The 21,207-nt window shown below is 44.0% G+C and carries 20 protein-coding genes; 4 read left to right on the top strand and 16 right to left on the bottom strand.

Features of this window, described 5'->3' with window-relative positions:
• Positions 1 to 59 precede the first annotated feature (59 nt).
• Entirely contained in the window at positions 60 to 794 is a 735-nt protein-coding gene (locus tag ACO05V_RS15165) for a hypothetical protein (RefSeq protein WP_421853202.1), read from the top strand.
• A gap of 84 nt (positions 795 to 878) precedes the next feature.
• Here the strand turns inward: ACO05V_RS15165 and ACO05V_RS15160 are convergent, their stop codons facing one another.
• On the bottom strand, positions 879 to 1,412 hold the full coding sequence (locus ACO05V_RS15160; RefSeq protein WP_421853199.1) for a glutathione peroxidase: 534 nt from the start codon (positions 1,410 to 1,412) through the stop codon (positions 879 to 881).
• Positions 1,413 to 1,503: 91 nt separating this feature from the next.
• Complete coding sequence (locus ACO05V_RS15155; protein WP_421853196.1) at positions 1,504 to 2,853, bottom strand: alpha/beta fold hydrolase; 1,350 nt, start codon at positions 2,851 to 2,853, stop codon at positions 1,504 to 1,506.
• Positions 2,854 to 3,129: 276 nt separating this feature from the next.
• Here ACO05V_RS15155 and ACO05V_RS15150 point away from each other — a divergent pair, with 276 nt between their 5' ends.
• Positions 3,130 to 3,687 carry a CBS domain-containing protein gene (locus tag ACO05V_RS15150; RefSeq protein ID WP_421853193.1) on the top strand — a complete coding sequence of 186 codons (558 nt, stop codon included), beginning with the start codon at positions 3,130 to 3,132 and terminating at the stop codon, positions 3,685 to 3,687.
• Positions 3,688 to 3,844: 157 nt separating this feature from the next.
• Here ACO05V_RS15150 and ACO05V_RS15145 read toward each other — a convergent pair whose 3' ends face one another.
• The 11 genes from ACO05V_RS15145 to ACO05V_RS15095 form a co-directional block, all read right to left on the bottom strand.
• A complete protein-coding gene (locus tag ACO05V_RS15145; protein ID WP_421853190.1) occupies positions 3,845 to 4,600 on the bottom strand; it encodes an AAA family ATPase in 756 nt (251 codons plus the stop codon).
• A gap of 141 nt (positions 4,601 to 4,741) precedes the next feature.
• Positions 4,742 to 6,469 (bottom strand): ArnT family glycosyltransferase, encoded by a 1,728-nt coding sequence (locus tag ACO05V_RS15140; RefSeq protein ID WP_421853187.1) that lies wholly within the window; start codon positions 6,467 to 6,469, stop codon positions 4,742 to 4,744.
• Between the two features lie 336 nt (positions 6,470 to 6,805).
• A complete protein-coding gene (locus ACO05V_RS15135) occupies positions 6,806 to 8,197 on the bottom strand; it encodes an NAD-dependent succinate-semialdehyde dehydrogenase (protein ID WP_421853184.1) in 1,392 nt (463 codons plus the stop codon).
• A gap of 12 nt (positions 8,198 to 8,209) precedes the next feature.
• On the bottom strand, positions 8,210 to 9,511 hold the full coding sequence (gene doeA / locus ACO05V_RS15130; RefSeq protein ID WP_421853181.1) for an ectoine hydrolase: 1,302 nt from the start codon (positions 9,509 to 9,511) through the stop codon (positions 8,210 to 8,212).
• Complete coding sequence (locus ACO05V_RS15125) at positions 9,508 to 10,767, bottom strand: aspartate aminotransferase family protein (protein WP_421853178.1); 1,260 nt, start codon at positions 10,765 to 10,767, stop codon at positions 9,508 to 9,510. Before ACO05V_RS15125 ends, doeA begins: the two co-directional genes overlap by 4 nt.
• A gap of 54 nt (positions 10,768 to 10,821) precedes the next feature.
• Entirely contained in the window at positions 10,822 to 12,009 is a 1,188-nt protein-coding gene (gene doeB2 / locus ACO05V_RS15120) for a N(2)-acetyl-L-2,4-diaminobutanoate deacetylase DoeB2 (protein WP_421853175.1), read from the bottom strand.
• Between the two features lie 549 nt (positions 12,010 to 12,558).
• Positions 12,559 to 13,095 carry a nucleotidyltransferase family protein gene (locus tag ACO05V_RS15115; protein WP_421853172.1) on the bottom strand — a complete coding sequence of 179 codons (537 nt, stop codon included), beginning with the start codon at positions 13,093 to 13,095 and terminating at the stop codon, positions 12,559 to 12,561.
• Between the two features lie 75 nt (positions 13,096 to 13,170).
• Positions 13,171 to 13,350, bottom strand: a complete 180-nt coding sequence (locus ACO05V_RS15110) for a hypothetical protein (RefSeq protein WP_421853169.1) — start codon at positions 13,348 to 13,350, stop codon at positions 13,171 to 13,173.
• A gap of 14 nt (positions 13,351 to 13,364) precedes the next feature.
• Complete coding sequence (locus tag ACO05V_RS15105) at positions 13,365 to 14,003, bottom strand: glutathione S-transferase family protein (RefSeq protein ID WP_421853166.1); 639 nt, start codon at positions 14,001 to 14,003, stop codon at positions 13,365 to 13,367.
• 46 nt (positions 14,004 to 14,049) lie between these two features.
• The gene (locus ACO05V_RS15100) at positions 14,050 to 14,520 is read right to left on the bottom strand and encodes a DUF2867 domain-containing protein (protein ID WP_421853163.1); all 471 of its coding nucleotides are present in this window, start codon (positions 14,518 to 14,520) and stop codon (positions 14,050 to 14,052) included.
• A 194-nt stretch (positions 14,521 to 14,714) separates the two neighbouring features.
• Complete coding sequence (locus ACO05V_RS15095; protein WP_421853160.1) at positions 14,715 to 15,326, bottom strand: LysE family translocator; 612 nt, start codon at positions 15,324 to 15,326, stop codon at positions 14,715 to 14,717.
• A gap of 104 nt (positions 15,327 to 15,430) precedes the next feature.
• On the opposite strand from ACO05V_RS15095, the gene ACO05V_RS15090 reads away from it, so the two are divergent.
• Positions 15,431 to 16,207 carry an AraC family transcriptional regulator gene (locus ACO05V_RS15090; RefSeq protein ID WP_421853156.1) on the top strand — a complete coding sequence of 259 codons (777 nt, stop codon included), beginning with the start codon at positions 15,431 to 15,433 and terminating at the stop codon, positions 16,205 to 16,207.
• Positions 16,208 to 16,233: 26 nt separating this feature from the next.
• Here the strand turns inward: ACO05V_RS15090 and ACO05V_RS15085 are convergent, their stop codons facing one another.
• Genes ACO05V_RS15085 through ACO05V_RS15075 form a run of 3 tightly spaced genes read right to left on the bottom strand, consistent with a single transcriptional unit; the run spans position 16,234 to position 19,816 of the window.
• Positions 16,234 to 16,863: an ATP-binding cassette domain-containing protein gene (locus ACO05V_RS15085; protein ID WP_421853153.1), complete on the bottom strand. Its 630-nt coding sequence runs from the start codon at positions 16,861 to 16,863 to the stop codon at positions 16,234 to 16,236.
• Positions 16,851 to 18,581 (bottom strand): ABC transporter permease, encoded by a 1,731-nt coding sequence (locus ACO05V_RS15080; protein WP_421853150.1) that lies wholly within the window; start codon positions 18,579 to 18,581, stop codon positions 16,851 to 16,853. Before ACO05V_RS15080 ends, ACO05V_RS15085 begins: the two co-directional genes overlap by 13 nt.
• 20 nt (positions 18,582 to 18,601) lie before the next feature.
• Entirely contained in the window at positions 18,602 to 19,816 is a 1,215-nt protein-coding gene (locus ACO05V_RS15075; protein WP_421853147.1) for an ABC transporter substrate-binding protein, read from the bottom strand.
• Positions 19,817 to 19,992: 176 nt separating this feature from the next.
• Between ACO05V_RS15075 and ACO05V_RS15070 the strand changes: the two genes are divergently transcribed.
• A complete protein-coding gene (locus ACO05V_RS15070) occupies positions 19,993 to 21,135 on the top strand; it encodes a succinylglutamate desuccinylase/aspartoacylase family protein (RefSeq protein WP_421853144.1) in 1,143 nt (380 codons plus the stop codon).
• Positions 21,136 to 21,207 lie beyond the last annotated feature (72 nt).

The following is a 21,207-nucleotide window of genomic DNA, read 5'->3' as shown; positions in this document are numbered from 1 at the left end:
TACTTTGCTTTTATTATTTTTTTATGGTGTCATTCGTCAAGTTTCCTTATCATTCGAAAATGATTTCAAAACTCCAATATAAATCCATCTACCTTCCCGTTTTCCTCGTGCTATGGCTCGGCTTGTTGCTTGATAGCCAGTCATTGGCGGAGCAAGTTCAATACAATCAATGGATAACCAACGGCTTGGTGCTGTTTAGTTTTGCGTGGGTGTATTCTCGCGTTACGACGAAAATCAAAAAATTGATGTTGTATGGTGTTGCACTGGCGCTTCTCGGGGAAGTGGTTTTTTCTATCTTGTTGGGAATGTACGAATATCGGCTTGAGAATGTCCCTATTTATGTGCCTCTTGGTCACAGTCTTATTTATGCCGCTGTGTTTTATATCCAAAAAGAAAAAATTATCCAGCGTAATAAGACGCGTGTCATTTCGATTTTGTATTGGGGAATGATTGCTTATTCAAGCCTTTGGCTGCTGTTTGACCAAGATAGATTTGGCTTTCTTTGTATGCTGGGCGTGGTGTATTTTTTAAGAAAGAAGCCGGGCAATGAGCTGTTCTTTCTCATTATGTTTTTCATGGTGGTGTATTTAGAGTTGCTGGGGACTTATTACCAATGTTGGGTTTGGCCGGACACATGGTTCTCGACGATTCCTTTCATTACCAGTAGTAATCCACCAAGTGGTATCAGTGTGTTTTATTTTGGGTTTGATATTGGTTGTTTGTGGATTTATAAAAAGCTGAATAGCCAAAAGTGGAGCCGGATGAAATCGCTTAGGTTGCTTAGAAACTCATAGATAAAAGCTTATAAAAAACAAAAAAACGAGTCACTATGAAAATAGTGACTCGTTTTGTTTATAGATCTGTTTAGTCTGAAATACTTATAGATCGGCTTCAATAACCGCAACAAGCGCGTCATCTTTAGGCGTCACATCTGGTGAGAAACGCTCAACCTTGCCATCTTTGGTGATCAAAAACTTCTCAAAGTTCCAAACCACTTCTGGTGCTTTTGTCGCTTCGATTTTATGACCAGCCAACATAGTTACCATGGCGTCGCGATTTGGTGTAACCGGAGCAGCTTCAATCAAAGCTTTGTATAAAGGATGCTTGTCTTCACCAGTAACAACAATCTTGCTGAACATTGGGAAAGTAACGTCGTAGGTAAGGCTGCAAAACTGTTGAATTTCTTCATCGCTGCCTGGCTCTTGACCTGCAAAATCATTCGCAGGGAAACCAAGTATTTCTAAACCTTGCTCGTGGTATTTTTTGTACAAGGCTTCAAGGCCTTCGTATTGTGGTGTTAGCCCACATTTAGACGCAACGTTAACCACCAAAACGGTTTTGCCTTGGTAGGTAGATAGATCTACGTTTTCGCCTTGGATATTTTTAACGGTTAGGTTCAATGGATGACTCATAAAAATTCCTTATCAATTTATGTTAGATGTAACGATCTTAGCGGTTTGTCGCCCAAACAATGCGGAAAAATTGCATAACATTGTGATTGTCTTATTTTGAGTTTTTTAAAGGACCGCCTTGGTCTAACAATAATTCATGTAATTTGCAGAACACTTCTGGCGACTGACGAACACCGTCGTGTTCGTAGCTATTGGTGATCCAAACTTGCGTGTTGGCAACTTGGCTCGCCGTTTTTAGAGACAGCTCACGGGGTACGTACATGTCGTTGTGATACACCGCCGCGACCACAGGCACTTTGTTTTGTGCGAGCTTCTCCAGATCGTAAAGCAGCTTATAGTCTTGGTAATCCGCTAGGGAATTTGCAGCATCAGCAAAAGGACGTAACGAAGTAATTTGTTCAAACATCCATGGATAGATCATTTCGCCCGTTAACATCAAAGGCGAGTGTGACGCGTCAAATTCACTAAACTGATCTCGCAGCTGTTGTGCGGCCCAGCTAGTGCTTTCATTAGGTCGGCCATAAATGCTTTCATGAATCGCTGCAAAAAGTGGACCTTCGTGATAGCTGGATATGTTCATGACTTGCTCTAAAAACACATCGCTAAGCCGAGTTTTGTCACTGCCAGCAAAGGCTTCATCCACTAACCAATGTACCTGATCAATCCCCGGACCCATTCCCAACAGAATGCCGATGCTTTGGAATCGTTCTAAAGTAAGTTGGTCGCCATCAGGCAAAAGCACTTTCTCGTTTGTTAGGCATTGTGCAATCTTCGCCATGGTCTTGGCGTCTTCTGGGTAGCGAGCATAATAGTCTTGGTTTTTCTCGATTACGCGCTGATAAGTTAACTGATAAACCTCTTGAGCTGATTCTTCAAGCCCAGCCAATCCACCGGTTACATAACAAGCCGCCAGACCTTCTGGTGCTTGGGATAAGTACGCCAGCGTAATAAAGCCGCCGTAGCTTTGTCCCAATGTTTCGAATAAACGGCCGCCATACACGGTTTTGCGTAAGTGTTCGCAGTCGGCCACTATGCTGTCGGCACGGAATTTAAGTAGGTAATCTCGGCCTTCTTCGGCAGACAACTTACTGATTAAGTTAGTATCGATCCGGCTGCTACGGCCAGTGCCACGCTGATCGATTAAAATAACGCGGTGCGTTTTTAACGCTTCTTGCATCCAAGACGGCGAACCTGCCATTGGGCGAGGGGATTTGCCGCCAGGGCCACCTTGCAAAAATAACAACAAAGGCAACTCTTCATCAACGCGATTAATATCCACTACTTCACGAGCAAACAGCGTAATAGTTGGGTTGTTGTCAGGGGTCTTATTAAGGCTCTTGTTAGCGATCTTGTTAAATGAACGCCAATCCAACGGAACCTCAAGTTCTTGATCAGTGATGAGCATTCCTTTCATTTTGTACTGTTGACTGACTGTGTTCATATTTCCTCGTCATCTTGGAGTAGTGATTTACATTGGTGGATACTTTAGCACTGGCTGACATCGGAGTTCGAATGCTTTTATCTATCAGGATTGATTATTAAAGTGTTTTTGCGCCAGCTAAAAAATGACACAGAACCTTTTATGGCGTTGTTTCCCAGACTTGAAATTGTTATTTTTAGTAGCAATCTATTACTCTATGCAAAATGATTAGATATGCTTATGGATAGACACCTTCCATATTAGATTTACGACAAGACAGCGCTACGGAGTGCCTTTATGAAAACACTTGATTTTTACCCTACTACAGAAATAGATGAATTGGCTTGGCCTGAAGAAAACTACGACCTTACAATAGACTCTCCTGCATTACTTTTTTTTACTGATTTTCAAAACAACAAACCTCTGGTCGTTGAATCCACATCATCAGTCTTAAATGTCAAAGAACTTATGCAAAAAGAGCATGTACGCTTAAAATTTGTCATTGACGAAAATAAGCATTTTATTGGTGTTGTTAGCTCTGACGATATTATTGAGCGAAAAATCGTTCAAAAAGTATCTGAAGGTTTAGAGCGAGCTGAAATCATTGTTGCTGAACTCATGACGGCTAAAAAGAATCTAAAAGCATTGGATTGGCAGGATATTTCCACAGCTACTATTTCTGATGTGATTCGCGCGCTTAAAAATAATGGTGAACGTCACTGTCTTGTTCTTGATCGCGAAAATCACAAAATCCGCGGTATTTTCTCTGCCAGTGATATTTCTCGCAGACTTCGTCTTAATATCGATATTCAAGAAAAAACCAGTTTCTCTAAAGTATTTACCGCAACACTGTAACATTCCAAAAAGACTTTTTTGTCTGGCACTTCCATAGCCCCTTATTGCTCGTTGTTCATAGGCAATAAGGGGCTATTTGGTTTAATGCCGTTCACTTAATCAACTTTTCGATAACATGGTCAAATATATTTACATGCAAAGCCATGCTGTCTCCTTCCTATGAAAACAGTTCTCTCAACATTGGCTCAGGGTTATTTAAGAAGGCTTTGGTCACTTCGTAATGTTCGGTGTCTTCGTATTTTATTGGGTAAATGCCTGTTGTATCGATCTGGTAAATTTTCGCTCCTGGATACGCCATAAGAATGGGTGAATGCGTCGCGATAATGAATTGAGATTGATTGTTTATCAGTTGATGCTTTCGACTCAATACGGCGAGTTGTCTTGTTGGAGAGAGTGCGGCTTCTGGCTCGTCAAGGAGATAAAGCCCATTTCCGCCGAAACGTTTCAACATAAGAGCGAGAAAAGATTCACCATGAGATTGCTGATGTAGCGATTTTCCACCATAGCCATCTTTTATAGGAGGTGGCGAGACAAATTCAAAAGTGGCTTCATCCAGTTCGTCAATATTGGTAGCAACGTTATAGAAGCTTTCCGCTCGAAGAAAAAAGCCGTCTCGGTAGCGTTTAAAGGATTTCGAAAGGCGAAGGTAGCTATGTAGATCCGAATGAGTACTGCGTGTACCGAAGTTAAAGTTTTTGGTGCCGCCTTCTGCGTTGAAGCCCAGACTGACTGCAATAGCTTCGAGTAAGGTGGATTTGCCACTGCCGTTTTCCCCAACAAAAATAGTCACAGCTTTATCGAATTCAATAAAATCGAGTTCCTTGACCGCAGGGATAGAGAAAGGGTAAACCTCAAAAGAGTCGATTAAATCTCTTTTAAGTTCGATGGTTTTCAAATATGGCAGCGGTTCCATGTCCATTACTCTTGCTACTTTTTATGGGTTGTTCACATACAAAAAGAGCCTCAAGTTGAAGTGAGGCTCTTTGATGAGTTTTAAACATAATAGCAAAAGAAAGATATCAATGTCCCTTTCTCATACTGAAAGAGGACTGTATTAATTAGAACTTCCCTTTAGCCATAACACAGCATCTTTAACCTTATCGCTACGAGGATGGCCGATGGCTAAAACTTCATAAGGTATGTCTGAAGACAAACCAATATAGCTGAGCGGTTCTTGCGTTGTGTTATTTCGGTCAATAAGCAGGTAATCATAATCGCTGTCTTTCCCTTCTAAAATTCGTTGTGCACGATCTTTATCAACCAATGGAACAGGCCAATCTTCATATAGATAAAAGATCGAAGACATGGTTTCTGTGAAACGAATGCCGGCTGTACGTGCTTGTTTTTCCTGAGGGATTTTCTCAACTAGCGCACCTAGGTCTTGTTTCATATCTTTGGCAATGTCTATGCCGACAAAGAGATGGTAAAAGTTAGCACTAAAAAACAAACTGGAGATGAGAGTCAATTTTGTCCAATTAGGCCAGCGGGTCATTTCCACTTTTATCATCAAAGCAATGGCCAATACGACCCCAAGTGCGGTCATCTGCCATGTGCTAAGCCAGTCCATTAGCGCTGTAGGGATTTTGTCGCTTGATAAATACTTCACCCACAAAGGCGTCGCAGCAAAAGCCGCCAAGAGTAAAATCATTACAACTAGGCAAAGGCGTCGATACCAATTTACCCAGCGTCCACGTGCTTTCATCACGATATCCGCGGCTAATAACGCAAACAAAGGCGTCAACGGAGCAAGGTACATAGAACGCTTTGTGATCGAATAAGACAAAATAACAACGGCGAACACAAGCCAGAAAAACAGAAAAGCCTCGACCCAAGTTACACTTGATTGTGTTACTAGCTTTTTCGCCGATACAACTAAGCCGATAACCAAAAATAGCATCCAAGGAAAACCGTATTCTAAAATGCCATTGATATAAAAAAACGGTTCGCCTTTATGATTATGTCCCAAAGTATTTGTTGACGCGCCAGTCATGCGTCCAACTTGGTTTTCCCAGAACCAAGCATGCCAAAGTTCAGGTGAAGCCTGCTTATAAAATGGATAAACCCAAGCCGCAATGACCAAACACATCGCGACGAACGCAACAAAATGAAACCCTATCAAGGGCTTCCAAGTGTAGAGTCGGTAGGTTTCGTCATGCTTTCTTAAATAAACATAACGCAAAAAAAGTGCTAACCAAGCTGGCGCAATACATATTGCAATTGCAATAGGTCCCTTGCTCAAAAAAGCTAAACCCGTTAACGCGCCAGCCAACAACAAATAGCGCATTTTTAAGCCAAGATACGCTTCTGCAAATGCCCAAATAGCAGCAATAGAGGTGAATATCAGTGCGGCATCAACACGCAGCCAATGGAAATTAACGATAAAGCCTTCCATTGTTGCCAAAATCCCAAGACTTATCCAAGCGTACTCTTGATTCTTGAGTAGGTAAGCGAGACGAAAGGTAACCGCCAAAGATGCCAAGCACAGTAATGCAAGCCCTAAGCGTCCTGCCATCACAGCATCCAAGCCGGTAAGATGCATTAATGATACGGCATAGATAAAAAATAACGGTGGTTTTTCGACAAACGGAATGTCTGCAAATTTAGGTATGATGAAATTACCAGAGAGGTACATGTTTTTAATAATGGCTGCCACGCGGGGCTCATCGGGCGTCCAAACGTCGTGATTAAACAATCCACTAAAGGCAACGACGGAAATGGCAATGAGTAAGAATATTTTCCAAGGAGCAGAGGCGTACCATTTTACTAAATCGACATCACGCAATTTGAACTCCAAAAATAAATAAATAGCTAGCTAGAATATGAATTCTTTATGAACCTTTAAAGACACTTTATTAAACTATATGCCAATTTTTTAAAATAGAGTCTATGGTATTAACTTCTCGATATTATTACTTTTTTTGTATAAAAAAAGTGAATTTACCGGGATGCTTCTTTTATTTGTTTGCATATTGTTTCCTTAATTAGAGCAGATGCAACAGAAATCATAAAGAGGTGAGTGAATCAATTTTAAGTTTTTCAGTAAAGATAAGGCGTGATTTTGTTTGGGGTGTAAAAAGAGCCTCGGTTGAGGCTCTTGGAGGAATTACGAAGTAAACGTTTAAGCAATCCAAATCTGTTGTACGTTAACAAATTCGCGTATGCCTTGCGGGCCAAGTTCACGACCATAACCGGATTTACCAATCCCGCCTGATGGCAATCTTGGGTCACTTTTTACGATGCCATTGACGGCAATTTGTCCTGACTCCAGTGTCTCAATGGCTCGATCTATGGCCACTTGGTTACTGGTCCAAATGCTGGCGCCTAAGCCGTATTCAGTGTCGTTTGCCAACTCCAGCGCTTGATCAATAGTATCAATCGGCGTCACGCTGAGCACAGGGCCAAAGGTTTCTTCTTCAAATACGGTCATGCCGGGTTTTACGTCGACCAATAAAGTCGGTGGGTAAAAGAACCCCGAACGAGAGGGTAAGTCTCCGCCTGTTAAACAGCGAGCGCCGGCGTCGATGCTTTCTGATACTTGGCGATGCAGTTGATCTCGTAAGTCTTCTCTCGCCAATGGCCCTAGATTATTACTTTCGTCTCTTGGGTCGCCACATTTGAGTTTGCTAAAGCGTTCTCGCAGCGCGTCACAGACTTCGTTGTAAATCGATTTTTCAACAAACAAACGCTTCACTGAGATGCATGATTGCCCTGCGTTGACCATACGCGAGAGGGTAATAATATCGAGGGCTTTTTCCAAATCCGCATCGGCCATTAGAATGCAAGGATCGGAACCACCCAGTTCTAATACGGCAGGTTTTAATCCCGCTGCGGCTTGCGAGGCAACGAATTGTCCCGCCTTGCTAGAACCTGTAAAAGACACGGCTTTTACCTTTGGATGATCGATCATTTTACTCGCCACCGCGTTTGTTACTGCTAAGTTAGCGACCACGTTTTCTGGTACGCCAGCTTGATAAAAGCATTCAATCAATTTATTTGCCGTGGCAGGCACATTTGGGTCGGCTTTTAACACGCAAGTATTGCCGGCCATTAAGGCTGGAGCCAGAAAACGCAATGCCAACCAAACTGGCGCGTTCCAAGGCAAGATGCCCAGAACTGTGCCGAGAGGAGGGAATTGTACATAACTGTGGCTCGCGTCTGATTCTAAGGTTTCAGGTGTGAGAAACGCTTCGCCATTGTCAGCGTAATATTCTGCGCACCAAGCGCTTTTCTCGACTTCGGCAACACCTTCTTTAATCGGCTTGCCCATTTCCAGCGCCATTGAATCGGCCAGTTCGTGCTTGTTTTCTCGCATCGAAGCGGCAACGGCTTTGAGGATAGCTGCTCGTTTTGGGTAACTTGTGGCTTTCCATTCGGCAAAACCGCCTGCCACCTTATCGATGGCAGAGCGAGCTTCGTCTAGCGTCAAGGCTTCACAAGAAGGTAAAGCTTGCCCAGTCGTCGGGTTAATGCTATCAAGCGTTGCGGTTTCTATTTTGGCTGCTGTTAACATGGTCACCTCCAATTAGCTGGCCGCTTTTTCGGCTTGCTTGGTGTTCGATTTGGTTTTCTTAGCTTCCTCTTTAACAGGCAAGGTGCTGGACTCTTTAATAGGTGCGCTGCTGGACAGGTCGATGGCTCTTCTTTCCTGAGGCACTGCTACGCCGGATTTCACTGTGAAGTCTCGATCCATGCTAAAGAAAGAGCGACAACCGTCTTCGGTGATCTCGATAGTGTCTGAAATACCGCAGGTTTTATCGCCTTCAATGCCCCACATCCATGGAATCATGTGGAAGGTCATGCCCGGTTTTAACACCGCAGAATTACCTTGTTTCAAGCTGATGATATAACCTTCATCCCAGCTTGGCGGGAAGGCGATACCAATGGAATAACCAGAGCGAGTGATCAAACTGGCGCCCACTTGGTTGTCCATAATGATATTGCGCACCATGTTGTCCACGTCCGACACTGTCATTCCAGGCTGAACCACTCGATGGATTTCATTGAGCGCGCGCTTCATAATTTCCTGGGATTGATACATGGCATCGGATAATTCGCCAAGCACTACGGTGCGCATCATGGCGGTGTGATAACGGCGATAACAACCGCCTACTTCAAGAAAGACATGCTCACCGGGCAGAACAGTACGGCCTTCAAAGCTGGCGTGACCAATCATGGTTCGTGGCCCAGATGTAACGTACGGCATCACGGCTGGTGTTTCTCCACCTTCACGAAACATAGCAGCGGCGATTTCAGCACCAATTTCATTTTCCGTAATGCCTGGGCGACAGATTTCAATACCGGCTTTCATACCCGCTTCTGTAGCGAGTGCCGCACGGCGCATTACCATGATTTCTTCTTGAGATTTGCAGATCCTGCCTTCTTCGACGATACCGAAGCAATCCATCAATTTGGCATTTTTCAACGTGGTATGAATGCAATCCTGCTGATAAGCAGGGAAGAAGTAGCTATTGCGTTCATAACCAATACGCTTGTCTGATAAACCAAACTCTCGTAAGGCATCCACCAGCATCTGGATGGCGTCGCCCGTATCAGGGTAAGGTCTGGTTAACTCCACCCAAGTGCGCGCAAATATGTTGGATTCTTCCAGTGCTCGAGTGATCATGAAGGGCTCTTTTTCGAGCGGAATGACCAGCGCCTGAAAGAAGGAATAACCCGTCGTTTGGTAATCGGTTAAATAGGTAATGTTTTCTGGATCGGTGATGACAATCGCATCCAAGCGGCGCTCGGCAATACGAGCGCGCAATTCACCCAATCGACGCTGATACTCAGCGAAAGTAAATGTCATATCATCGCGTTCAATCATGCGGCTTCCTCCATTACAAAACGTACGGCATCTTTTAAAATATCCAAACCTTCGATTAGATCTGCGTCAGGAATGGTTAATGGTGGAATGACCTTCAATACACGACCACCGCTACCGCAAGCGCCCAGCATCAGGCCGTTATGGAAGCAACGTTGCACGACTTTCGCTGCTATTTCGCCGCTGCCCATGTCCAAACCAAGAATCAGACCTTTGCCACGCAATTCTTTTGCGCTGTTTTCGCTTACTAGGGGTTCTAACGCATTGCGAACTGTTTTTACTTTCTCCATGACTTCCGACATCAATTTATCGTCTTCAAAGTAGCTCAAGGCGACTTCGCCAGCGACGAAAGATAAGTTTTGTCCACGGAAGGTGCCAGTGTGTTCGCCTGGCGACCAGTGTTTATCCAAATCAGGGTGAACCAGATTCATCGCCATTGGTGTGCCTGCGCCACCAATGCCTTTAGCTAGGGTGATAATGTCTGGATTGATGCCCATGTCATCAAAGCTGAAATAGGATCCAGTACGTCCGCAGCCCACTTGGATATCATCGACGATCAACACGGAGCCAAACTCTTTGGCGAGTTTTTCCAGCTTCTGCATCCACGCTTTGCTGGCCACGTTAACACCGCCTTCTGCTTGTATCGTTTCCACCATGAAAGCTGCTGGTGGCTTAATGCCGCTAGAAGCATCACGATATTGGCTCGCCAACGCATCTAAAGCCGCAAGGGAGGATTCTTTATCGTGCTCTTGATCGAATAATTCATGGCTAACATGTAATAAAGGCACGCCGGAAGCTTGACGAAAATATTCGTTGGCCGTTGCTGCCAAAGCGCCCAATGTCATGCCGTGAAAGCCTTGGCTAAAGGCGACAATGTTGTGTCGTCCAGTAGCGTTACGCGCTAGCTTCATCGCTGCTTCTACCGCGTTGGTGCCAGTTGGCCCCATGAATTGCATGCGATGAGGCATGTTTCTAGGAACAAGAATGACATCGGTAAATTTCTGCATAAACTTGGCTTTGGCTTGAGTTTGCATATCCAAACTGTGAAGGACACCATCTTTTTGCATGTAATCGATCATCGCTTCTTTCATGTGTGGGTTGTTATGACCAAAGTTAAGCACCCCAGCGCCAGCAAAGAAATCAATGTATTCCTTACCGTTTTCATCGATCTGACGTGAGTTTTTTGCCGTAACAAAAACCGTTGGGTACGTGCGAGCGTACGCTCGAATGTTGGATTCTCGTTGTTCGAAAATAGTCATAACGTCTCCTCAAAAGGTCTTATTTCTATGACCTTTGGCTTGTGTTTTTGGGTTTTATTGCTTTGGTATTGAGTGCTTTGGTAGTGATTGATCGGTAAGGCCTGCGAGTTGGCAAAACCAACGACAGACATCGGCAATCAATCGATCATTGAAATCGTAATGCGGACTGTGACAAGCCACGTTGTGACCTTCGCCATCGTCACTGCCTATCAAGGCAAACGCACCGGGAATCGCTTGCAAATAGTAGCTAAAATCTTCCGACGCCATGATTGGCAGGGCTTGTCCGTGATTTAGTGTTTGTTCGCCATAAAGCGATTGCCAAACCTCGCGAGCGTTTGTGGCTTGGTCTTTATGATTGATGGTCGCTTGATAGCGCATGTCGTGTTGTACAACGCATTCCACGCCATAAGCCGCCGCAGTTTGCGTGGCGACATCGGTAATATGTTGGTTGATTAGCTGCCGAGTCGCTTCGTCAGGAACACGAATGCTGCCGCTTAGCGTCGCTGTTTCTGGAATCACCGTTGGCGCGGTTCCGCCGTTCATTTGCGTTACGCTGATTACGGCTGTGGCTTGCGGTGCAATGCGTCGACTGACGATTTGCTGCAAAGCCACATTCACCGCACTGGCCGCTAACAAAGGATCGGCACATAATTCTGGTTGACTGGCGTGACCGCCACGACCTTTGAACTCGATACTGAAAGTTCCATTGCCACACATGACAATATTGTCAGGACAAGCAATCGTGCCGTAAGGCAGAGCTGGCCAGTTGTGCCAACCATAAATTGCACTGACGTTTTCCAATGCGCCATCTTTGATCATTTCACGGGCGCCATGAAAACCTTCTTCTGCAGGTTGGAATATCAACACCACAGGCTGAGGGAGTTCTGCTTCAAACTGTTTTAACCAGCGTGCCGTTGCTAACAAAGTTGCCGTGTGACCATCGTGACCGCAAGCGTGCATGCAGCCTTGGTTCACCGATTGCCATTCCTTGCCTGTTTGCTCGTCAATTGGCAAGGCATCCATATCACCACGTAAAGCAATCGCTGGCCCTTTGGCGTCTTTGTTCAACCACGCGACCGTTCCTGTATCGGCACAAGCACGCCATGGAATATCCAAGGCATCGAGTTGGCTTCTGACCAACGACGCGGTGTTTTTTTCTTGCCAGCTGAGCTCGGGATGAGCGTGCAACTGCTTGCGCAAGTTTTCAGCGAAGAGAATATTTTCTTGCCATAAATTCTGCATAACGCCTCCCTTAAAACTCTGTGTAATTTGAAAAACTTCATACAGTAGTAATTAAATATTTGTGGGGTTGCAAGTAGGCTAAATTAAAAGTACGTCAAGAAAAAGCATAAATGGCAGTTAATAAAACATCAAACCATCAAAAAAAGCGCTCAAAACAAACACATAGAGAAATATGTAAAAAATTCATAAAAAGCTGAAAATTCACATTTCAATCAATAAAATAGACGTGTATATTTGCTCCAAAAATGCGCGTCAACGCCCTAAAAATAAGCGTTTAGATCTAATTTTAAGTTTTAAAATAAATGTCATCTCTAATGATTAGTTATGTAAGTGTTTTAATTTTAAAATATTACATATCTAACTATTAGTGCTGTAGTTTATTTCTTTATTGTTTTGCAGCTTTATAAAAGGAAAGGGTGAGTTATTTTGGTAAATAAGTAGAGGGAACGATTAAATTAGTAGTTTAAAATTAATGAGGCTAAGTCTGAATAAATATGGAAATATTATTTCAAATATTCAGATTCGGCCTCCTTTTCGGAGATTAAGAGGCTAATAAGTAATAATTATCTTAGGCCAATGATATAGCCACTTTTTTGATGAAAGACGATGTTCAAATATGGCTTTTGTGCGTTTTGGGTTGTGACTTAGCTTTAAGTCAAATAGTGAATCAAAGCCGAAGGCTGATACGCATTCATAGTCTTTATTTTCGAGTTGGCGAATCGCGACAGCCGTTTCTTTTTCAGGCCAATAGCTCATTGCATCGATCAAGTTTAGATAGGGTTTATCGCCATTTCTTAAATGCATTTTGGCTTGGTTGCGAACTTGCCAATTTAGCTCGGGCATCAAGGCTGACAAGCGAGATTCATATTCTAGATGCGCGGTCTCGTTGCTTTCGTTGACTTCATAATAAATCACGTCAACATCATTTAACGACGTTGGTATTTGTTTGTTATGTAACGAATCCCACACTAAGTTTCTGATAAATCCTGCTGCAATATAACACTCAGGTAAGTCAAGATAAGCAACGCATTCAAGCGCTTTCACACGAATATTGTCTTTTTCAATTAATCTAATGATTCTATTCATTTTGCTGCTGCATGAGATAGCAGGCGTCACGTTTACCGTCGTGATAGCCTTTTAATGCCCCAAAATATTCGTAACTCATGTTCTTGCCATTTTTGGCTTGCTGATGTTTTGCTCAAAACGCTCAGGAGAAAAGTTGATCAGATCCTCCTCTTCGTAATGCTTCACAAATAACGCATAGTTACCTGTGTCATCGGCTCTCAGCATTTCCTTGAGGAATGTTTCTGCGATGGCTCTTTCTGCTTTGAGTTCAGGCATGTTGGCTTCCTTCTTTAGTAATAGTCAGCAAGGTTTAGGCCTTCTTTTTGACAGACTGTAATGATCGCTTTATGTTGAGCCAATTGGCGTAGATATCGAGAAAGATTCTTGAAGGATAGAGGTGGTTTTTTTAGTTCGTCTGCCCACACGGCCAGCATAAAAAGAAAGTAATCACAGACACTGATTGTTTCTCCTACCAGGAAGCTTTTGCTTTCCAATTCATGGTCAAGCAGCGTTAGTATTTCAGTGATTCTTGTGTCTTGAGCGGCGAGAATGCCGCTGACGCTATTAATCTCTGTTGTGTATTTCTCTGGGTAGCAATAGATCATCAGCTCTGCTTGTAAGGTGTTGGTTAAATACATCAGCCATTGAAAAAATAATGCCCTGTTTTTATCGCCTATTGGCGGCATCAAATTAGATGTTGGGTGTGATTCAGCTAAGTGTATGCAGATTGCTGCACTTTCAAAAATGGCGAAGCCATCATCTATTAAGGTAGGAATGCGCCCAGCGGGGTTTAGTGCTAAATAACTAGGAGACTTTTGGGCTTTGCTATTTCTATCGACAAGGGTCAACTCGAAATCAACTTGTAAGGCTTCAAGTATGAAATGAGGAGCCATACTGGCGTTTAACGGGTAATAATATAACTGGTACAAGTGCGTCGATCCTTCTGAAATTGTTTATTCTTTTGTATAAGAGATTTTAGTCATTAGTAAACAAACTTACCGTCCGAACGCGAGCCAACGCATTCCGAACAATTAAAACATGAAAGGGAAGAATCGTTTTAAGGTAGATCTTTCCGCCGATATTGTGCGGATGTACCCAAGTCGATAAAAATACTTGCCCATCTTGAGATATAACAGACACCCTAAAGTCCAAGTGTTTATCGTCAAATCCAGCGATCAACTCCTGATCATTCTCTGATTCAACAGGGAAAAAGCCAACCTTATCTGAGGCTTCTGGCCCATCGCTTGATAAGCCAAATTTAGAAACAACAGAATTTCGAATGCTTACTAATAAACGCGCCCAACCGGGGAAGTCAGTAACGACGTTTGCTGCTTGGCGAGGTGATAGGTTTGATTGAACAGAATAGCAATCGACGAAATCGGATTGCTGGATACGATCAGCAAGAAGACTATTTAGAGGCAGTTCCGTTTCTATCACTTTGCTCATTATCAATCATCCGGTTGATTTTAGTATTAGCTAACAGTCTATCTGTTTTTTACCTTTTTCGAGAGGATATATTTCCACTCTGGTGCTAATTCATCAATCATAAGTGCTTTGGAAAATATAGCATATGTGTCGTGATAATCCTTATCAAAAAGGGCTCTAAACAAGGTTTTAACGGTCACTGAATAGATCGTTTGCTAATCAACATTCTTAAAGCCAAGAATGACGGCGGCTGCAATCAGAAGGGAGCCAGAGATTTTATTAAAATATTGCCCGATACTAGATTGAAATTTCTTTGCAAAAAAGGCCGCGGATCTGCCATAGAAACACAAGAATAAACCATCAACAATAAGATAGGTGATGCTCAAGACGATAAACTGCGGCAGCAAAGGCTCTGACAAAGAGATAAACTGAGGGAAGAGCGCCGCAAAAAAAATAATGGCTTTAGGGTTGGATGCCGAGGTGATAAAACCCTGCCAATATAAAGATCGAATGGTCCTAGGTTGGGATGCCTTGAGACTTGATTGATTCGAGAAAAATAACTTCAAACCTGAATAAACAAGATAGGCAACGCCTGTCCATTTAATCACTTCGAAAACCTGCTGAGAGGACTGAAGGCTCGCGGCTAAACCAATAGAGGCTGCCGTCATTTGCAAGAAATTAGCCGTAAGATCCCCGCAAGCGGTCGCGATGGATTTTCTGAAACCACTACCAATACTGTTAGACAGCATAAGAATATGGCTTGCCCCCGGTGGAAACATGAACGCCAACACTGTCCCAAAATACACTAACCATACTTCAATACTCATAAACCTTACCTGCTGATAACTTACTGGGTGAAGGCATATGCTATTTCAAATTTCGATGGCTTAATTTATCCTATATGACATAAAACATTGATAAGTTGCCAACCATGAATGCAAACGAACTCATTCAACATTTTTCTCATCATCAAGTCGTTTCGAAAATAATTAATCTGCCCGCGAATGGCGTAGAGGAATTACACACGCATTCATGGCACCAAGTGTTATTTCCTATTTCTGGTCTGCTGCAATCTACTATTGAGGGTAAGAGTATTATCGTTCCCCATAACGGGCTGCTCTTTATTCCTGCCAATACCATTCATAAGTCAGTATCGGTAACGAAAACGCAATTTTTAGCGGTGTATTTAAACCCAAAAAGCACTGTCAATTATGGAAATAATGCAAAGTCCTGTTTGGTAACAGCATTTTTAAAAGAGCTGATTGTATTGTTGGTTGAACAAGGAGTAGAGGATTATTCAGAGCAAATGACGACGAACTTGCTGAACGTATTGCGAGATCAAATTGCCATAGCAGAGAGTTATGAAGTTCCTTTGCTCATTCCAAATGACAGAAGGTTGATGGCGATCTTCGTAGAATTGAATCAACAGCCAGACTTGGCCTTAACCCTTAGCGAATGGGCGGTAAAAGTCGGCGCATCACCACGAACCTTGTCGAGGCTTTGTGCAAAAGAATTTAATCAATCGTTCGCCATGTGGCGACAAAACATCAGATTGGTTTTATCACTACAGTTACTTGAAAAGAACCTATCTATTCAGAACATCGCCTTGGAGTTAGGTTATCAATCTGACTCCGCCTACATCCATGCTTTTAAAGGATTGTTTGCCCAAACGCCCAGTCAATATCGCAAAAAGTGTCTGTTGGGTTAGATTCTTTTTATTCTTTTAGAGGATTGCTAGTTCCCCAATTCCAAACATTCTCCTTCCATGGCTTTTGCATCCTCAGGATCGTGTGTGACAAGCAGCGCGGGTATGTTCGCTTGGCGTATCTCGTTTAGTACAAAGGCTCTTACGTCGCGTCTTAGAGCTGGGTCGAGTTTGCTGAAGGGTTCGTCGAGTAGTAGGTAATCTGGTTTGGAAAGCAAGGTGCGGAGCAGGGCAACACGGGCTTGTTGGCCGCCGGAAAGTTCTTTCGGTAGGGCGTTGGCTTTGTCGGGAATGCCGAGTTTTTCCAAGGCGTGTTGTGCCATGGTGATGCGTTCTGCTTTGTTGATGTCGGCAGGGATAGCAAAGAGCAGATTTTCTATGATGCTCATGTGTGGGAACAGCAAGGGCATTTGTTGTAATAAGCCGACTTTTCGATCTTGCATGGATTTTGTGTGCAAAGCTTCGTCGTTTAAAAAGGCTTCGCCAGTGGTAGTTAAATTCGGTGATAAAGATCCGCTTAAAAAATGCAGTAGGCTGGATTTGCCAATGCCGCTTGGCCCCATGATGGACAAAACCTGACCATCGGCGATTTCGAAGCTCAAATCTTTAATAAGTGTCTTATCGCCCAAAGACAAAGAAAACGCATTTACACTGAGCACGATTTATTCCTTCTGCTAAACAAATTTTTTAACACCAATCGCCACCGAGTCCAGCGTTGTGGGATAAATTGTGCGAGCCAAAATACCATGATGGGAAAGAAGGCTTGCAACATCGCCATGCTGCCCACTTGTTTTCTGTCGCCCGATGCAGCTTGGGCAACGGCTTCGGTTGTTAAAGTGCTGTAACGGCCTTCACCCGCGATAAGAGTTGGTAAATATTGGGCGATACTGACGGAAAAACCAATGGCAAAAGCGGTGAATATCGCTGGTTTTAGCATGGCTATTTTAACTAAGACATAATTGCGCCAAGGGCGATGATTGAGTCGATTGGCTTGTAGTAAGTATTCCTCTTCGTATGCCAAATAGGGGCCTTTCAGCGTTAAGTAAACATAAGGCAAAACATACATCAAATGCAGGGCAATAATGGCGCACAAGTCGCCATTGAGGTTCAGATAAATCAGCAACACATGCAAACCAAATAAAAAGCCGATTTGCGGCAAAAGAATCGGCACGTAAATCAGCCAATCGAATACGTGCTGTTTACCATAGTCGGTGGAGTGAGAACGACGTTTGGTTTCCAACATAACAAGACTGATGACGCAGGCTAACAGTGTGGCAATTAATGCAATGGTCAGTGTGTTCGAAGTGAGCTCAATCAACAGCGGTGTGGCGCGGTCGATATTGTCCCAAGTCCATTGGCTTGGTAACGCATCGGGAAACCGCCAGCGTCGAGTAAGTGACCAAATCGGCAGCAAAGCCAGAGCCACAAAGGCATTCAATAAGGCGAGTAGGCCCAAAACAACACCCAATCGGAGTAAGCTGTCGGTTAATCCAAAACGCTTGCCATTGCTGCGCTCTGCTCGGGTTAGCTTGCTAAACAACAAATGCGCCACTTCCCAGCCTGCTAAGACAACAACAATTACCAACATAAGGGAAATTGCGCCAGCGCTTGCCATTAAACGCATGGATAAATCGGGGTCATTAAACCAGCGTAATAAAGTTACCGCCAGTGTTGACGGTGTGTTGGGGCCAATCACCAAGGCTAAATCCACCACCGTCAAACTAAAAGCAATGACGATGAAAATAGGCAAACGAATGATTGGATATAACTGAGGAATTAACACTTTTCGCCACAAGGTAAAACGGCTGTAACCGAGGGCTTGACCGACTTGTAGGCTTTCTCGTGCCTTGATGCTCTTCATGGTGGCGAGCATAACAAACAACAGGTAGGGCATTTCTTTGACCACAAGGGCGAGAATCAACGAAACGCCATAAGGATCTTGTACGGTAATCCAGTTAGGCGGTCGATCAAATCCTGTTAGCCATGGGCTGAACAAGCGAACTAACCAACCGGATGGGCTCAATAGAAACAACAGGCCAATGGCAATGGCTGCATGGGGAATCGCCAAAATCGGTGATAAAAGTGCTTCGATTTTTTGGAAAAACGGACGCTGATAACCCCAAGCCAACAGCGACAGGGCGAACCAAAGAGCGAGCAGAGGTGCAGCGATACCGGTAATTAGCGTGAGTTTTAAGCTGGCGTAAAATTCCCCTTGAGCAAATAGATTATACCAAGGGGTGAAAGAAAGATTGTATTCACCAAGAGGCGGAAAATACGCAAACGCAGGAAGCAAGGTGCCGACCAAGCCAATGACAATAGGAAAGATCAGCAACAGGGTGATAATCCCCGTGATCCATTTAGCGTGTTTTATCGGCATCTTGCTTCTTATTTAGCTAATTATTGTGCGTAACGCTTACGCCACTCCGCTTCCAGCGCTCCCACCCAACTACTGTGTGGCTCGGGTAACGTTTGGCCTAACTCTTCAATGCTTAATGTTGCGATACCACGAGGCAGAGCGTCAAATTTGGCTTGTTCAGACGCAGGCAATTTTGCGTAAGATAAAACACTTAAGTCGCCCCAAATAGTCGGCGTTTGTTTTTTGATTTGTGCTTCTGGCGACAACATAAAGTTTGCCACGACTTGCGCTCCAGCTTTCGCGCCACTGTTATAAGGAATGGCTAGAAAGTGGGTGTTACCAATGGTGCCGCCAGTGAAGACATAAGAACGAACCGTATCGGGCAGGTTGCCTTTATCGATTTGTACTGATGCAGAGGAAATATCAAAGCTCAAAGCAATGTCGATCTCTTGGTCATCAAGCAGACGCACCATTTCTTCAGAACTGGATGGGAACGTTTGGCCGTTGCGCCATGCGACTTGGTGCAGTTGATCGAGATACGCCCACAAAGGCGCAGTGATTTTTTCGAAATCCACACTGTCAGCTGGCTGCGAAAGGGCTTTGCGGTAAGGTGTTAATTCATACAAGGCTTGTTTCAAAAAGGTCGAACCAAGGAACTGCGGTGGCTCAGGGTAAGTGATTCGTCCTGGATGCGCTTTGGCGTAAGTGAGTAAGTCGGCAATGGATTTGGGTGGATTACTCAAGGTTGCGGTGTCATACATAAAGATGACTTGCGCCATGCCCCAAGGCGATTCCATGCCATCAACAGGCGTGCCGAAATCTTGGGTTAAACTTTGACGAGCGTTTTCGTCCACGTAAGTTATGTAGTTTGGTAGTGATTGGCTGAACGGGCCGAACAGCAGATTGTTGTCTTTCATGGCGCGAAAGTTTTCGCCATTTAGCCAGATTAGATCGATTGAACCATTGCTGTTTTTGCCTGCTGCTTTTTCAGCTAATACGCGATTGACCGCATCAGAAGTATCGGTCAGTTTCACTTGTTTTAAGGTGACATCGTACTCGTCTTTTATACGATCGGCGGCCCACTGAATGTAATCGTTAATGTTGTCGGCACCACCCCAAGCATTGAAATACACGGTTTGGCCCTTGGCTTGTTGTAAGGTGTCTTGCCAGTTTTGTGGCGCTGCATTGGCGACCGCTGAAAAACTTGATAAGGCTAGGGTGGCCGCGATGGAAGCAGCAACAAACGATTTTTTCATTCCTTTCTCCTGATGTTTTTTAGTTGTTTTAATCTTTACGAAAGCTTAGACGTAAATAGATCCTTGTTTCTTACAGTCCTTTATTTAAGGAATTGTTTTTTATTAAAAATTGGTTTTAGCGTACCATGTTGCAGGCTCAAATTGGGCGAATGTTTTACAGCTTTTTTCGAGGTGTTATGTCTTATCAAATCTACTCTCATGTATTACCGAGCGCGACACCGGGCACTCAGCGTGTGTTAAAAGCCCATCACTTTGGTGAGGCGGGTGCGCGTCCTAAAGTGTATTTTCAGGCGGGATTACATGCGGATGAATGGCCGGGGTTTTTGGTGCTTAACACCTTGCTGAGAAAGCTGAAGAAAGCGGACGAAGCCGGATTGATTCAAGGTGAGATTGTCATCGTGCCTGTGGCGAACCCGATTGGTTTGGCGCAGAACTTCCACGGTTATATTCCTGGGCGTTTTGCTTTTTCGGACGGTGGCGGTAATTTTAATCGTAATTGGCCGCAGCTGGGCGCGAAAGTTGAAAAGCGCATCAAGGGCGATATAACGGGTGATATAGAAAGCAATATAGACATTGTTCGTCAAGCGATTCACGACGAATTGGTGTTGTTGCCAGAAACCACCGAACTGCAAGGCATGAAGAAAACCTTGTTGGCTTTGTCTATGGATGCAGATGAAATTATCGATCTGCATTGTTCCGGGGAAGCCAGTATGCACGCCTATGTGGCACAAGAATTTGAAAGTCACTTTAAGCCATTATTGGCGCTATTGGGTGCAAAAGTGGGTTTGTCTGAATTAGAAACGGGTGCGGCCTCGTTTGATGAAACCAATGTCAGCGTGTGGCGTGATTTAAAAGCCCATTATGCCCATTTGATTCCTTGGGGAAGCCGCTCTTTAACGGTAGAATTGCGTGGCGAAAACGACATATCCAACGAGTTTGCCGAGCAAGATGCACAAGCCTTGTTCGATTATCTTGTGTTGCGAGAAGTGATTGCTGGTAAGTCACCCGCGATTGATGACAGCGACGTTGAATATTATCCACTGGATGCCATGGATTTAGTAAAAGCGCCGTGTGCTGGTATTGTCTGTTACCACAAAGCCATTGGCGAAGAAGTGGAAGTGGGCGAGGTGATTGGCGAAGTGGTAAACCTGATGGACGATGATGTAGAAACCTCTAGTTATCCTTTGGTGGCGCGAACCAATGGCGTATTTTTCGCCCGAGTGCAGCGTCGTTTGGTGGTGTGTGGTGAATCCATCGCCAAGATCGCTGGCAGAGAACATCTGGCGTTTCGTGAAATTGGCAAGCTGTTTGAAGATTAGAAAGCTTAAAGAGTAAAAAGTCGAAAATTAGCAATTGAAGATCCAATCGTATAAAGACTAGGCAAGATTATT

The sequence above is a fragment of the Marinomonas sp. genome, assembly GCF_965225885.1.
GTDB lineage: Bacteria > Pseudomonadota > Gammaproteobacteria > Pseudomonadales > Marinomonadaceae > Marinomonas.
Note: the sequence above shows the minus strand (reverse complement) of the source record. Positions and strands in the feature narration are given on the sequence as shown.

Coding starts and splice junctions, on each gene's coding strand:
- ACO05V_RS15095 (WP_421853160.1), bottom strand. CDS start 15,326: ATGAGTATTGAAGTATGGTTAGTGTATTTTGGGACAGTGTTGGCGTTC.
- ACO05V_RS15100 (WP_421853163.1), bottom strand. CDS start 14,520: ATGAGCAAAGTGATAGAAACGGAACTGCCTCTAAATAGTCTTCTTGCT.
- ACO05V_RS15070 (WP_421853144.1), top strand. CDS start 19,993: ATGTCTTATCAAATCTACTCTCATGTATTACCGAGCGCGACACCGGGC.
- ACO05V_RS15155 (WP_421853196.1), bottom strand. CDS start 2,853: ATGAACACAGTCAGTCAACAGTACAAAATGAAAGGAATGCTCATCACT.
- doeA (WP_421853181.1), bottom strand. CDS start 9,511: ATGATTGAACGCGATGATATGACATTTACTTTCGCTGAGTATCAGCGT.
- ACO05V_RS15125 (WP_421853178.1), bottom strand. CDS start 10,767: ATGACTATTTTCGAACAACGAGAATCCAACATTCGAGCGTACGCTCGC.
- ACO05V_RS15150 (WP_421853193.1), top strand. CDS start 3,130: ATGAAAACACTTGATTTTTACCCTACTACAGAAATAGATGAATTGGCT.
- doeB2 (WP_421853175.1), bottom strand. CDS start 12,009: ATGCAGAATTTATGGCAAGAAAATATTCTCTTCGCTGAAAACTTGCGC.
- ACO05V_RS15075 (WP_421853147.1), bottom strand. CDS start 19,816: ATGAAAAAATCGTTTGTTGCTGCTTCCATCGCGGCCACCCTAGCCTTA.
- ACO05V_RS15145 (WP_421853190.1), bottom strand. CDS start 4,600: ATGGAACCGCTGCCATATTTGAAAACCATCGAACTTAAAAGAGATTTA.
- ACO05V_RS15160 (WP_421853199.1), bottom strand. CDS start 1,412: ATGAGTCATCCATTGAACCTAACCGTTAAAAATATCCAAGGCGAAAAC.
- ACO05V_RS15135 (WP_421853184.1), bottom strand. CDS start 8,197: ATGTTAACAGCAGCCAAAATAGAAACCGCAACGCTTGATAGCATTAAC.
- ACO05V_RS15165 (WP_421853202.1), top strand. CDS start 60: ATGATTTCAAAACTCCAATATAAATCCATCTACCTTCCCGTTTTCCTC.
- ACO05V_RS15080 (WP_421853150.1), bottom strand. CDS start 18,581: ATGCCGATAAAACACGCTAAATGGATCACGGGGATTATCACCCTGTTG.
- ACO05V_RS15115 (WP_421853172.1), bottom strand. CDS start 13,095: ATGAATAGAATCATTAGATTAATTGAAAAAGACAATATTCGTGTGAAA.
- ACO05V_RS15110 (WP_421853169.1), bottom strand. CDS start 13,350: ATGCCTGAACTCAAAGCAGAAAGAGCCATCGCAGAAACATTCCTCAAG.
- ACO05V_RS15090 (WP_421853156.1), top strand. CDS start 15,431: ATGAATGCAAACGAACTCATTCAACATTTTTCTCATCATCAAGTCGTT.